Genomic DNA, 13,821 nt, shown 5'->3' on the forward strand with positions numbered 1-13,821 from the left:
TCAGCAATTGGAAGAGGGCAAGCCGCAACGATACCGGCCCCCCTGTCAAACGCCCGCGGCCGGGCCCACCGCACGGTACCGATGCAGGTCAGCCTGGGCACCGGTCAGAACAGGCCGTCGTCGAAATCGTCATCATCGTCGAACAGGTCGACCGCCGGCGCGGCCTCCTCGCCGGCGTTGGGCACGAAGGCGCGATGCACTTCGCGTTCGCGGGCCATCGTATAGCGCGCGGCGATCGTGCCCAGCAGGTCGCCGAGCGGGGCCACGGCCTCTTCGGGCACATCGGCACATTCCTGGCCGAGCAACGCCAGGCGATCGGCAATTTCCAGCAAGGGATCGCCGACTTCGGCCTCGCAATCGATCCTGGCGGTCGTTTCCTGAAGGATTTCCGCCACCGCCGACGCGCCATGGTCCAGTTCGGACAGCCCGCGACGCATGCGCTGGCCACCGTCACGGATGCAATCCAGCGACTCCTTCAGTGCCTGCCCGGCGTCCACCGGCTCGTCCTCTTCGGTGCCGCCAATCGTCGCGGCGGCAGCAGTCAGCCCGTCGAACGATTGCGCGATGGCCGAGGCGATCGTCGCCAGGGTGGCGGCAAATCCGCGAATCTCGGCGGCCACCACTGCCAGTCCGCGCCCCTCCGTACCCATGCGATAGCAGCGCAGATCGGTGTTCCACGCCATCTGCTGCACATCGCTGGTGATGCGATGGACCGTCGCCAGTCGCTTCGCGAGGTTGCGCGCCGTGGTGGAGGCCACGTTGCTGAGCCGGTTCGAGCGCGCATCCGCCTCCCGCAGCCGTTCGGTCACGCTGGCCACTTCGACAACGCTGGTTTCCAGCATCTGCAGGAACACACCCTCGCCGTCCGGCTCGTCCGCGTTCTCACTTACGCGCAGTTCCAGCAGTGCCGCCGCGTTCGGGCCGATGCCGCGCAGGCTGCTTGTCAGCAGGCGCGCCTCGTTCCGGAAAATGTCCAGCGTGTCCGCCGCCTGCGCCGCCAGCAGCGCCGTTGCGTGGCCGGCAATGATCTCCAGAATATCCGGCGCCAGGTCCGACGGCGATTCCAGAAACGTGTCGAGGTCAAGCAAACCATCGGCCACATGCTCCAATCGCTGCCGGGTAATGTCGCCCACTTGCAGCGCGCCCAGCGCGGTTCCGACCTGGCTGCGGATGCGCCGCGCGACATCGGATATCTGCACCGCGCGTTCGGCAAGGTCCACCTGATGATCCTGCAAGGCAAGCGCATCGTCCGCCAGCTTGCACGGTACCTGCGGAACCACCAGCGCACATTCGGCCGCAAGCTGATCCTCAACCTCGAACATGCCCGGCACGGCCTCGGCCAGCCAGCCGATCTCGCGCGAGATGCTTGCCATCTCCTCTTCGCCAAGGTCGATCTTGGCGAACATCATGTCCGCAAAGCCGGAGAAATCGCCGGAACCTGCGGCCGCAACCTTGATGTTGAGGCCGCAGATACGCAGGAAGCTCAGCGTACGGTTGACCTGATCGATCTGCCCCGACAGCGCGGCACTTGCCTGCTCGATCGAGACCAGCGCCTTGCGCCGCGAAGACTGGATCACGGGCAGGCGCATCAACCGGTCCGCGGTGCCGCGCATGTTGTCTACCGCCGCCTCTGCCGCATCGCGCTCGAAGGCGTTGGTGACGCTCTCCAGTGCGCCGATCAGGGCTTCGACGATCTCATAGGCGCGGGCAAGCGCCGTTCCGGCGGCAACGAAGCGCGCATCCAGCCCGCTAGCCACAGTGGCGAGCGCGTCGCGAAGCTCCATACGCGCAGGCGCGGCCTCAAGGGAATCCTCGGAGATGGTGGCGAGAAACAATGCATCCTCCAGACCGGACGTTGCCGGATCGTCCGAGACGGGCTCGGGAAAACAGATGGTGGTCATCGAGCAGTGGCTGTCAGCACTTCACGGGCAATGGAGCCGAGCGGGATCACCCGATCCGCTGCCCCGCGCGCAATCGCTTCCTTGGGCATGCCGAACACGATCGACGTCGCCTCGTCCTGCGCAAAGGTTCGCGCGCCGGCCTGCTTCATTTCCAGCAGCCCGCGTGCGCCGTCGTCACCCATGCCGGTCATGATCACGCCAACCGCGTTCGATCCCGCGGAACGCGCGGCGGAGCGGAACAGCACATCCACCGAGGGGCGATGACGCGAAACCAGCGGGCCGTCCTTCACCGCCACGCAATAGCGCGCACCTTGCCGTTCCAGCATCAGATGCTTGCCCCCCGGCGCGATCAGCACATGGCCGCGCAGCACCGGATCGCCGTCCGCCGCTTCCTTCACGTCCACTTCGCACAGACCGTTGAGCCGCTTGGCAAAGGCGCGGGTGAAATTCTCCGGCATGTGCTGGACGACGACGACGCCCGGTGCGTTGGCGGGGAGTGCCTCCAGCACTTCGCGCAGTGCTTCCGTCCCGCCGGTGGAGGCGCCAAGGCAGACCACCATCTCGGTCGTGCGGCTCATCGCGCGGCCGCTGGGCGGGGGCAGCACGGCATCGGCGGTCAGTTTTTTCGGCGGACCTTCCGGCCTGCTCTCACGCACCGGCGGGCGGCCGCGAACGCGCGCGCGGGAGGCGCCCTTCACAACGTCGCGGATCTGGAGATTGTGCTCGGCCAGATGATCGGCCACGCCGATGCGGGGCTTCAGGATCACATCCACCGCGCCCGCTTCCATCGCCTGAAGCAGCGTTTCGGAGCCTTCTTCGGTCAGCGACGAGCACATTACCACGGGCACCGGGCACTGCGACATCAGCTTGCGCAGGAAGGTGATGCCGTCCATGCGCGGCATTTCCACGTCCAGCGTGATGACGTCGGGCACTTCCTCCTGAATCCGGCGCGCGGCGCTGAACGGATCGGGGGCGGCGCCGATCACCTCGATCTCCGGATCTTCCTGGAGGATCGCGGTCATCGCCTGGCGGACGCTGGCGGAATCGTCGATGACGAGGACGCGGATCTTTTTGCCCATCAGCATCGCCTCAGCCCTTCCGGAACACGGTGTTGGCCACCTGCGTCAGCGGCAGGTCATGCCCGGTGATCGATTCCGAATGGCCCAGGAACAGATGGCCCCCCGGCTTCAGGCAATCGACCAGTTGCGCCACGACTTTGCGCTGCGTGGGCTTGTCGAAATAGATCAGCACGTTGCGGCAGAAGATCAGGTGCATCGGCTCACCCACCGGATAGTGATCGTCCATCAGGTTGAGCCGGGCAAAACCGATCGCACTGCGCAGCGCAGGCACCATGCGCACGTCGCGCCGCTTCGGATCACGCGAAAACATCACGTATTTGCGCTGAAGGGCGGGCGGAACCGGGTCTACCAGTTCCGCAGGGTAGATGCCTGCGCGCGCGGTATCCAGCACATCGGTGTCGAGATCGGTAGCCAGAATGCCATAGCTCGGGCCGCCGCTGGTTTCGGCATGATCGTCCAGCACCATGGCCAGCGTGTAGGGTTCAGGACCGGTCGAACAGGCCGCGCTCCACGCGCGGATGCCGCGCACGCTGCGCGCCGCCATCTCGGGCAGGATCACATTGCTCAGGTAATCGAAATGGCCGGGCTCGCGAAAGAAATCGGTCTTGTTGGTGGTCACCGCGTTGATCAGCGCCAGCCCTTCGGAGGGCAAATTCTCGGGCGTGAACAGCAGGTCGCAATAGGCATCGAGCGTTGTCGAACCGGTTGCCCGCTGGCGCCGACGCAAGCGGCCTTCCAGCATGGTCTTCTTGCTTTCGGGCATCTTGATGCCCGACTCTTCGTAGATGTAAGCCGCCAGCCGCGCAAAGTTGCGCTTGCTCATGTGATCGCCAAGCGGCTGCACGGCGGACGAACTGCGTGTGGCAAGGGCGGCTGCGGACATCGTGGCGGCTTTCGGAATAGAAGAAGGGTGGGCGCCCGCGCACGGGCGCCCATTTCGCAGGGGAAATCAGGCGGGCTGCGCGGCCGGGATCGCCATGGGGGCAGAGAACTGGGCAACATCCTCGGTCGTGAAGATGCGCGCCATGTCCACCAGCACCGTGAAGCCTTCCTCGCGCTTCACCACGCCGCCGATATAGTCGGACGGCCAGCGCACGCCCACATCGGGCGCCGCGCTCATCTGGTCGGCGCGGAAGCTGGTGACCTCGATCACGCAGTCGACCACCAGTCCCAGCACCAGCACGCGGTCCTCCAGCGGGATATCGACCACCAGAATGCGGGTCGCCGGGGTCGGCTCCGCCGCTGGCAGGCCAAGCCGCAGGCGGAAGTCGATCGTGGTGACGCCCTCCCCGCGCATGTCCGTCAGGCCAAGCAGGTAATCCGGGCCGCCCGGAATGCGGAAGGTTTCCCGATAGTCCAGGATCTCGCGGACCAGTGTCACCGGCACCGCGAAGATCTCTGCCCCAAGCCCGAAAGTTACGGCCTGGATTTCCTGCGCGCTCGTCATGCGTTCTGCATCCCGAAGGCGTCGTCGTGGTCGTCCGCGCCACCCATGGTGAGATCGAGCGCGAAGCCGTTCGGACGGGCATGGCCGTTGGTGGCCGGACGCTTGGCAGCACTCTTGATCGGGGCCCTGACCGGAGCCTTTGCCGCCACCTTCGCCGGTGCCGGCTTGCGCTGGGCCGGAGCGGAGCGCGCGTTGCTGGCCGAGCGGCCAGACTTGCCGGCGTCGTCCACCTGGAAGTAGGCCATGCTCGCCTGAAGTTCTTCGGCCTGTGCGGCGAGTTCTTCCGAAGTGGCCGAGATTTCCTCGGACGCGCCGGCGTTCTGCTGGGTCACCTGGTCAAGCTGCTGGATCGCCTGATTGATCTGGCCGGCACCGATGTCCTGTTCGCGGCAGGCGGCGCTGATTTCGGAGATCAGTTCGGCGGTGCGGCGAATGTCGGGCACGAGGCGCGACAGCATCTCGCCCGCTTCGGTGGCGGCATCGACGGTATTGGACGAAACCGCGCTGATTTCCGCAGCGGCACCCTGGCTGCGTTCGGCCAGCTTGCGCACTTCGGACGCGACGACCGCAAAGCCGCGACCATGCTCGCCCGCACGGGCCGCCTCGACCGCCGCGTTCAGCGCCAGCAGATCGGTCTGGCGGGCGATTTCCTGCACGATGCCGATCTTCTCGGCAATCGTGCGCATCGCACCCACAGCGCGGTCGACCGCGATGCCGCTGGCTTCGGCATCCTGTGCCGACTGGCGGGCGATCTTCTCGGTCTGCGCCGCGTTCTCGGCGTTCTGCTTGATGTTGGCCGACATCTCTTCCATCGACGCCGATGCCTGCTCGGCCGCAGCCGCCTGCTCGGTGGCGCCTTGCGAGACCTGTTCGGAAGTCGAGGACAGTTCCTGACTGCCGCTGGCCACGTTGTTGGCGGCCACGGTAGCATCGCCGACAACCCCGCGCAGCCGCTCGATCATGCGAACCAGCGCATGGCCTAGCTTGTCCTCATCGGACAGCGGCTTGTGCGTCACGGTCAGGTCGCCGTCGGCGATCTTGTCGGCCAGACCGGCGCTGACGCGCAAGTTGGCGGTCATCTTGTTCACGGTATCGACCAGATCCTTGATCTCGTCGTTCGAGGTGACTTCGACGTCCTGATCGAGATCGCCGATGGCGACCGCGTTGATCACGGTGCTGACACGGCCCAGACCGCGCGAGACGATCAGCGAGATCCAGACACCGCCGGCCAATGCGCCGAGGATGGCGATGGCGGCCACGGTCAGCAGCGTATAGCGGGCCGAGGCGTAGAGCGCGTCGGTATCCGTATCGACCTGCTTCATGTCGTCACGGGCGCGATCGACAAGGGCATCGGCCTGCTTGTTGACGCGGTCCAGCACGGCGCGTGCCGGGCCAAGCGCCAGGCGTGCGGCTTCGTCGTTCTGGTTCGCGCGCGCCAGTTCGCGGATGCGCGTATCCATCGGCTTGAAGTTGTCGAGCGCGGTCCGCATGTCCAGCCAGGTCTGACGCGTATCGGGCGTCGACGCTGCCTCACCCTCTTCCACCAGACGATCGAACTCGACGATCGCGCGCGAAACCTTGTCGTCGAATTCCTTCAGCTGGGATGGGTCGTTCGTCATCGTCATGCTGCGCTCATTGCGCGACAGCGTGCCGAACACGACCTGCACCTTCTGCGCACGGTCGAGACGCGCGGCGGGGCCGGAAATCAGATCGGTAATCGCCGTGTTCAGAGTGCTGAGACGGCTGAGGCTGACGCCGACAAGCACGGCCAGCAGAAGCAGGATTATGCCGAACGTGACGCCCAGCTTCATTTTGATGGTTGCACGCATGGGGAAATGTAGCCTTGGAAACCCAGATTTGGGGTGAAAGACGGGAACCGTTCGGATCAGGCAGCGTGGGTGCTGAAGGCCTCGTCCTCGCTATCCGGACCGCCGGTAGAGAGATCGAGCGCGAAACCACGGGCACGGGCCTGCTGGTCGGAAACGGTAAGGGAACGTGTGGAACGTACCGGCTGCGCGGCCTTGCGCGCCGGAGTCGTCGCCGGGCGGACCGCCATCGGCGGCACCTTGCGGCGGACCGGGGCATCGCTGACGCGGAAGTAGGCGATGGAGGCTTGAAGCTCCTCCGCCTGCGCGGCGAGTTCTTCGGACGTCGTCGAAATCTGCTCGGAGGCGCCGGCGTTCTGCTGGGTCACCTGATCGAGCTGCTGGATCGCCTCGTTGATCTGCGATGCGCCGATGTCCTGTTCGCGGCAGGCGACGCTGATTTCGGAGACCAGTTCGGCGGTGCGGCGAATGTCCGGCACCAGTTTCGACAGCATCTCGCCCGCTTCGGCGGCGGCCTGCACCGTCTCGCCGGAAACCGCGCTGATTTCGGCGGATGCCTGCTGGCTGCGTTCCGCCAGCTTGCGCACTTCGGAGGCGACGACCGCGAAACCGCGCCCATGTTCCCCGGCACGCGCAGCTTCCACTGCCGCGTTGAGAGCAAGCAGGTCGGTCTGGCGGGCGATTTCCTGGACGATACCGATCTTCTCGGCAATCGTGCGCATCGCGCCGACTGCCCGGTTCACGGCGACGCCGCTCGATTCCGCGTCCTTGGAGGACTGGCGCGCGATCTTTTCGGTCTGCGCAGCATTGTCGGCGTTCTGCTTGATGTTGGCGGCCATCTCTTCCATCGAGGCGGAGGCCTGCTCGGCTGCAGCCGCCTGTTCGGTCGCGCCTTGCGAGACCTGTTCGGAATTGGCCGAAAGCTCCTGGCTACCGCTGGACACGTTCTCGGCCGCAACGCCGGCATCGCCCACGACACCGCGCAAGCGCTCGATCATCGTGTTCACATGGCCCAGCAGGTCGCCGATCTCGTCATCGGAGCGAATTTCCACCGTGCGCGTCAGATCGCCATCGGCAACCCGGCTCATCGCATCGCCGGCGGTCTTCAACCCGCGCGAAATCAACAGTGCCAGATAGGCCGCGGCCGCGACGGTGATCAGGAACGCCGTCACGCCCATGGCGATCATCAGCGTGCGCGCCGAATTGTAGGTGACTTCGGTATCGTCGTCCGCCTTGGCCATGGTCTGCTGTTCGACCTGCACCAACTCCTCGACCTTCGCGGTCACGGCGTGGGCACGGTCGCGCGATTCACCCATGGTCAGCGCCACGGCGGCGGAATGGTCGGTCCTGCTGAGCGCCGCGACTTGCGCGTTCGCCGGCTTGAACGCGTTCCACTGGTCGCGCAGTTGCGACCACGCCGCACGCGTTTCAGCCGATGCGCCGGCATTGCCCTGCTCGACAGTCTGCTCAACCTTATTGCGCCATGTCTCGATCTCCGCGTCGAGATCGCGACGCGTGGCAGGATCGTCGGTCAGCGTGAGATTCTTTTCCGCGCGCACCATCATGCTGACACCGCCGTCGATGCTGCGGGCGCGGTCCAATTGCTTGGCAGGGCCGGTGACGAGATCTCCGATGGCGTCGTTCAGGATCGTAAGGCGGGAAATCCCGACCAGGATCGTTGCGGTCATGATGATCAGGAGAAGCACGAAAGTGCCCCCCAGCTTCAGCTTGATGGTCGCGCGCATGTTGCCCCCGGCTCAGTGAAGTGTGGATGGCTGGGCGGCGGCGGAATCCGCGCTGCCAACCAGAGAATGGAAGATCGCGGCCAGATCGGGCAGGACGACCACGCCGTCCTGCCGGCGAACCAGTTCGCGAACGAAATCGCGGCGCCAGCGCATGCCGACGGCGGGCGGTTCCTCGCTGGCGGCGCGTTGCAAGGTCGCCACTTCGTGCACCTTGTCGGTGCGGATGCCGATCTGGACCGTCTCGCCTTCAGCTTCCGTCTCGATCACGACGATACGGCTGTCCACGGTCGCTTCGGCCGCAGGCATGGCGAAGGCCAGCCGCAAGTCTGCAATCGGAATGATCTTGCCGCGAAAGTTGACCACGCTGCCCAGCAGCGGCGCCGCGCCGGGCACGCGGGTTTCGGGCAGGAGGTCCAGGATTTCGCGGACCAGCGTGGCTTCCAGCGCGAAAGTCTCCTCGCCCAGATTGAAGGTCAGCACTTCGAGATTGCCGGCGGCGTCCCACTGGGTCGCCGTCTTTTCGGGGATCAGGTCGCTCATGGGCTTATCCGGCGGCGCGAAGCCGCTCCTCCTGGTTCTGACCAAGCATGACGAGCTGGGCGACATCGAGGATCAGGGCGACGCCGCCATCGCCCAGGATCGTCGCGCCGGCGAACGTCGCCACGTCACGGTGCAACGGGGACATCGACTTGATGACCGTCTGGTGGCTGCCGATGATCTGGTCCACCACCAGACCCACGCGCTCGCTGCCGGTAGCGATGACGACGATCTTCTGGTGCGGATCAGGCCGCGTGCCGGTGTCGAAAATCTCGCGCAGGCGCAGGAACGGCACCAGCCGGTCGCGCAGCGTGATGAAGCTGCGTCCACGTGAGCGCAGGTCTTCCTCAAGGCTGAGTTCGAGGCATTCCTCCACCGCGCCCAGCGGGATCACATAGCGCCCCTCACCCACGCGCACGAGCAGACCGTCGATGATAGCCAGAGTCAGCGGGATGCGCAGCACGACGGTAGAGCCCTCACCCGGTACCGAAGTGATGTCGATGGCGCCGCGCAGGCTTTCGATCGTGCGCTTGACCACGTCCATGCCGACGCCGCGACCCGACAGGTTGGTGACTTGCGCCGCCGTGGAGAAGCCCGGATGGAAGATCATCTGGAGCAGGTCGTGATCGGAAACCTGTTGGCCGGGCTGGATCAACCCTTGCGATTCCGCCTTGGCCCGCACGCGGGCGCGGTCGATCCCGCGGCCATCGTCGCGGATGGTGATCAGCACCTCGCCGCCCGCCTGATGCGCGGAAAGATGGACTTGCCCGGCGGCCGCCTTGCCGGTGGCAAGGCGATCCTCGGGCGTTTCCAGCCCGTGGTCGCAGGCGTTGCGGATCAGATGGACCATCGGATCGGCCAGACGCTCGATCATGGTCTTGTCGACTTCGGTGGTCTCGCCCTCGGTCGAAAGCTCGATGGTCTTGCCGGTCTCGCGCGCAAGGTCATGGACCAGGCGGCGGAAGCGGCTGAACAGGCTGGCCACCGGCACCATGCGCAGCACCATCATGGTATCGCGCAATTCGCCAGCAAGACGTTCGATTTCCTCGGAGATCGAGCGCAGCGCCAGTTCGCTGCCCACGGCCGAACCATGGCCGCTGGCAAGCTGCGACAGGCGGCTCTGCACGATCACGAGTTCGCCAACGCGGTCCATCAGCTCGTCGAGCCGCTCGGCGGGAACGCGCACGCTTTCACCGGGCGTCGCGTTCGTCTTGGCACCTGCATTGGCAGGGACGCGATTGACGGAAACGTCCTGCACGGTGGCAGGAACCTCTGCGACCGGAACTTCCTCAATAGTCTCGGCGGGACCCTGCGCAATCGCATCGCCAAGTGGCTCGATAGTCAGTTCCATGTCGTCCATCACGAAGATGAAGACATCATCGATATCGTCGCGAGAGATATCGCCGCGCAGTTCGACGTCCCAGCCGATGTGGCATTCGGTCGGCACCAGATCGACCAACGGCGGAACCGTGTCGGTTCGCGCGACGATCCGGCAGTCACCCAGTTCGCGCAGTTCGTCCAGCAGCATCAACGGGTTGGTGCCGTTGGCCATGGCATCGGCGGGAAGGCGGAAGAACAAGCGCCAGCCGCCGCGCACGGCTTGTCCTGCTGGGGAAGTCGGTACGGGAGACGCGGCAGAGCCGGAGGCCTCGCCCGCACCGCCGTCAATCGCAGCCTGAAGCTGCTCCAGGATCGCCGCACCCGTGGCTTCCAGCCCGGTACCGTCCCCCTCGAGCAGCGCGCGCATGTGGTCGCGAGCGGAAAGGATCACTGCCACCAGTTCCTGTGTCGCCGGCGCCAGCCCCTTGCGCACGCGGTCGAACGCGGTCTCGCAGTGGTGCGTGAATTCGGCCAGCGCGTCGAAACCGAACATCGCGCCGGAACCCTTGAGCGTGTGCAGCCCCCGGAACACTTCATCGATCAGCGCGCGGTCATCCAGCCGATGCCCCAGATCGAGCAGCCCGTGCTCGATCTGGTCCAGCAGTTCGCCCGCCTCGACGCGGAACGCCGCGACCGGGTCTTGCGTGCTCAACGGCCCAGCACCTTGCGCGAAACCTTGATCAGCTGTTCGGGCACGAAGGGCTTCACCAGCCAGCCGGTGGCGCCGGCCGCCTTGGCCTGCTGCTTCATGGCATCGTCGCTTTCGGTGGTAAGGAAGATGATCGGCACACCGGCCTGTTCGGGCGCTTGTCGCAGTTCACGGATCATAGTCAGCCCGTCCATATTGGGCATGTTGAGATCGGTGATGATCAGATCGAACCGCTTGGCAGCCGCTGCGGCAAGACCCTCCACGCCGTCGCCTGCCTCGGTGACGTCGTAGCCCGCGCCGGTCAGTGCGATGCGGATCGCCATGCGCAGGCTGGGGGAATCGTCGACGGTAAGGATAGAGGCAGTCATTGCGGCAGTTCTCCATGGAACCAGAATTCAAGGTCCCGGGGGGTGAGGTTCGTCAGGAAGCCCGCGCGGTCGAGCAGTGCGGCAACGGCCCCGTCGGCAGGCTGCGCCAGGCGCAAGTCGCGACCCGCGCGCGCCCATTGTTCCCGCGCGGAATAGACAATCTCCACAAACGCAAGATCGACTTCGACAAGTTCCGACAAGTCCAGATCGACATCTTGCTCAGCGGAGAACAAGTCGAGCAGATTTTCCGAGAATAGATGTGCAGATCGCACCGTTACTGTATTCGAAACTGTTACGACCTGGCGCATAGGGTCCTCGCGGATTTCGCCCATGAGTGCGACCGTGTCGGCGCGGGGGGCAGCCTCCTAAATTCTAGAGGAAACCGCGCGCATACGGACTTTGGAGTTCGGATTTTTTTTCGCATAAGCCTGCGGACGGGCAACATGTGCGCAACGATTGCATGGTCAGTCGCCGCCAACCTTGCACAATGGCGTTGCTTTCATCCGCGAGCCAGCCTGTGCCTGCGAGGCCGAAGCGTTGATGCAGAGCACCCCTGTGGTCGGCCCCACTGAGTGGTCCGCGTTGTTTGTTAGTGTAAGATCGCATGCGGCGCCATGGGTGGCCGTAGGTGCAGCGTAGTGGAACCGGAGGGCACCCATGGCGGCGTCGCCGTCTCCGGGGCCGGCGGCGATACCGCACCGAGCTTTGCGGTCTGACGGTGTTGTGGTGCGGTCGCCAGGCGTCGATCAGGATCTTTGCCTCGGCCAACGAGCAGAAGATCTCCCCATTCAAGGGCTCATCACGCATCGAGCCGTTGAAGGATTCGCATTAGCGATTCTCCCATAGGCTGCCGGGGGTGATGTAGAGCGTCTTCACGCCGATCTTCGCCAGCCACTGTTGCGCGGCATTGGCGATAAATTCAGGACCGTATGTGCGCCGGTGGGCCGCGCGTGACAAACAGCTCGGCCAGCGCCGCCAGCACATCCTCGCTTCTGAGCCGCCGCGCCACCGGCAGGGCTAGGCATTCCCAGCCGGCCTCGTCGATGATCGACAGAATGCGAAACTTGCGGCCATCATGCGTGCGGCCCACGACAAAGTCGTAGGACCACACGCGCCCCGGATACTCCGGCCGCAGCCGGATGCACGATCCATCGTTCAGCCAAAGCCGTGAGCGCTTCGACTGCTTCTGCGGCACCTTGAGCCCCTCGCGCCCCCGCGCAGCCTCCTGCAGAATCAGCTTGTCCAGCGTAAGGTCCGATACGGCCGGACGCAGCCGGGCATTCTCCTGCTCGAGTTCCTGCATCCGCCGGGCCTGGTCCATTTTCAGACCACCATACTCCTTGCGCCAACGGTAGTAGCTCTGTTCGGTAACGCTGATCCGGCGGCAAGCACCGCCACTGTCCCGCCATGCGCCAGCACGATCTCCGCCTCATGCAGCTTGCCGATGACCTCCTCGGGCTTGTGCTTCCGCGCCATTCCATTTCTCCTTCGTGGTCCAGACTATGACAGTCGATGGGCCACTCAGAAGGGGGCAGATCAATTAACCGTATCTCAGTCGACGAACTGGGTCTGTCCCAATGCTGGTGTACGCCGACAGTTCTCGATCGAGCATAAGGCGCGGGTATGGTGTGGGACGGCCACCTGATTCGGATAAATCCAGATAGCGTTTTTGTGATGCGTCCGTAGATGGAAGATTAAACTTGCAAGTACAATTTCACAATGAGCATAATTTAATATTATTATAAATATGTACTTTTGTTATCTCGGGAGCCGATGCCCGAGTCGGCAATGTCATGCAGGCCGAGAATTTCAGTTCGTGCATCTCCAGCTCTATCGAAGGACAAAACAGCGCACCTCAAGCGCGTTGGGCTGCGCGTTGCGTGTCGAGACGTTTCATCAGAACGACGCGACCATCACCACTTTTGGACCTCGCAGCTTGTACCGGATCCGATCATCCCAATCCTTTTCGTCCTTGCGCAACTGATAGTCGACATAGCGGTAAATCGAGCCTGAATCGGTGCGCTCAACTTTACCCGGATTTGTATTGGCTGGTGGGTCGCGATGGGTGTCTGTCGTGAACGAGCGCCAATCCTTGTCATCGGTGTGCCCTGAACGAGGAGCTACTCTGAAAGCGTCAAAGGGACTAATCGTAGGCCAGAGGGAAATAAGCCGATTTCGACGTGTCGATCCCTGCCCAGAACCGTCTCCGGCAATGCCGGTAACCGGGATTGAATTACCGCGATCGAGCTTGTGAAAGTTGTTGCCAACGATCATCTTGCCAATGTCTCCGGCTGGGATAACAGACAGCACTTTGTCGTTGTCGAGCACGAGGTCCGTTTGAAAATCAATGCCGGCGCTGATCGTGCCTGTGTCCCCGATTGCCGAGCGCAAAGCGATATCAAGCTCTGGAATGTCGCTTACTGCGACCGGCCAATAGGCATTCCCAAGTGTCTGCGCCTGGACAGGGGACCGCCAGGCCACGAGCGCACATGCCGAATAGATCAGCCCAATGGCCAAGCATCGTAGAATTCCTGAACTTGGTTCGGCCATGAAGAAGGAAACTGCGGGCCAATGGCCTTGCTGGTAGCGGAGTATGCCAGTCCCATCCGACATTGTTGTCTTCATGATCGGCTCCTGCTCGAGACCATCAGGCGATAGTCAGCGCGGCCGGAGGGGGGCGATGAATATGCACCAACGACTTTGAGAGAAGAAGTACCAAGGTTATTGGCAAGAACGGGAGCGCGGCTCTCCCAGGGGCGGAGCCGAACATTTCCCGCATGCTCGTGAACAAGTAGTAGCGCGCGCACGATGAGTTCGCCCTAAACGCCGACTCGGCAACAATACAACTCCGAAGGAAAAATGTATATCAGGATCACTCTGCTGTCTGGA

General features: G+C 64.0%; 11 protein-coding genes and 1 pseudogene. All 12 read right to left on the reverse strand.

Features of this window, described 5'->3' with window-relative positions; genetic code table 11:
* Positions 1–104: 104 nt before the first annotated feature.
* The gene (locus AC1VVK_RS24185) at positions 105–1,901 is read right to left on the reverse strand and encodes a hypothetical protein (RefSeq protein WP_482905706.1); all 1,797 of its coding nucleotides are present in this window, start codon (positions 1,899–1,901) and stop codon (positions 105–107) included.
* On the reverse strand, positions 1,898–2,980 hold the full coding sequence (locus AC1VVK_RS24190; RefSeq protein WP_482905707.1) for a protein-glutamate methylesterase/protein-glutamine glutaminase: 1,083 nt from the start codon (positions 2,978–2,980) through the stop codon (positions 1,898–1,900). Before AC1VVK_RS24190 ends, AC1VVK_RS24185 begins: the two co-directional genes overlap by 4 nt.
* 10 nt (positions 2,981–2,990) lie before the next feature.
* Positions 2,991–3,803: a CheR family methyltransferase gene (locus AC1VVK_RS24195; protein ID WP_482906770.1), complete on the reverse strand. Its 813-nt coding sequence runs from the start codon at positions 3,801–3,803 to the stop codon at positions 2,991–2,993.
* Between the two features lie 126 nt (positions 3,804–3,929).
* Positions 3,930–4,427, reverse strand: a complete 498-nt coding sequence (locus tag AC1VVK_RS24200; protein ID WP_482905708.1) for a chemotaxis protein CheW — start codon at positions 4,425–4,427, stop codon at positions 3,930–3,932.
* Positions 4,424–6,256 carry a methyl-accepting chemotaxis protein gene (locus tag AC1VVK_RS24205; RefSeq protein ID WP_482905709.1) on the reverse strand — a complete coding sequence of 611 codons (1,833 nt, stop codon included), beginning with the start codon at positions 6,254–6,256 and terminating at the stop codon, positions 4,424–4,426. Before AC1VVK_RS24205 ends, AC1VVK_RS24200 begins: the two co-directional genes overlap by 4 nt.
* A 56-nt stretch (positions 6,257–6,312) precedes the next feature.
* Positions 6,313–7,998 carry a methyl-accepting chemotaxis protein gene (locus tag AC1VVK_RS24210; protein WP_482905710.1) on the reverse strand — a complete coding sequence of 562 codons (1,686 nt, stop codon included), beginning with the start codon at positions 7,996–7,998 and terminating at the stop codon, positions 6,313–6,315.
* Positions 7,999–8,010: 12 nt separating this feature from the next.
* Positions 8,011–8,538 (reverse strand): chemotaxis protein CheW, encoded by a 528-nt coding sequence (locus AC1VVK_RS24215; RefSeq protein ID WP_132390740.1) that lies wholly within the window; start codon positions 8,536–8,538, stop codon positions 8,011–8,013.
* Between the two features lie 4 nt (positions 8,539–8,542).
* Positions 8,543–10,567, reverse strand: coding sequence for a chemotaxis protein CheA (locus AC1VVK_RS24220; RefSeq protein WP_482905711.1), 2,025 nt, complete (start codon positions 10,565–10,567; stop codon positions 8,543–8,545).
* Positions 10,564–10,932: a response regulator gene (locus tag AC1VVK_RS24225; protein ID WP_132390744.1), complete on the reverse strand. Its 369-nt coding sequence runs from the start codon at positions 10,930–10,932 to the stop codon at positions 10,564–10,566. The genes AC1VVK_RS24220 and AC1VVK_RS24225 overlap by 4 nt, the downstream gene beginning before the upstream one ends.
* The gene (locus tag AC1VVK_RS24230; protein ID WP_482905712.1) at positions 10,929–11,264 is read right to left on the reverse strand and encodes an STAS domain-containing protein; all 336 of its coding nucleotides are present in this window, start codon (positions 11,262–11,264) and stop codon (positions 10,929–10,931) included. Before AC1VVK_RS24230 ends, AC1VVK_RS24225 begins: the two co-directional genes overlap by 4 nt.
* A 257-nt stretch (positions 11,265–11,521) precedes the next feature.
* Positions 11,522–12,408, reverse strand: a pseudogene (locus tag AC1VVK_RS24235) (integrase core domain-containing protein).
* A 420-nt stretch (positions 12,409–12,828) separates the two neighbouring features.
* A complete protein-coding gene (locus AC1VVK_RS24240) occupies positions 12,829–13,557 on the reverse strand; it encodes a hypothetical protein (protein WP_482905713.1) in 729 nt (242 codons plus the stop codon).
* Positions 13,558–13,821 lie beyond the last annotated feature (264 nt).

It is taken from the genome of Novosphingobium sp. BL-S-32, assembly GCF_056857055.1.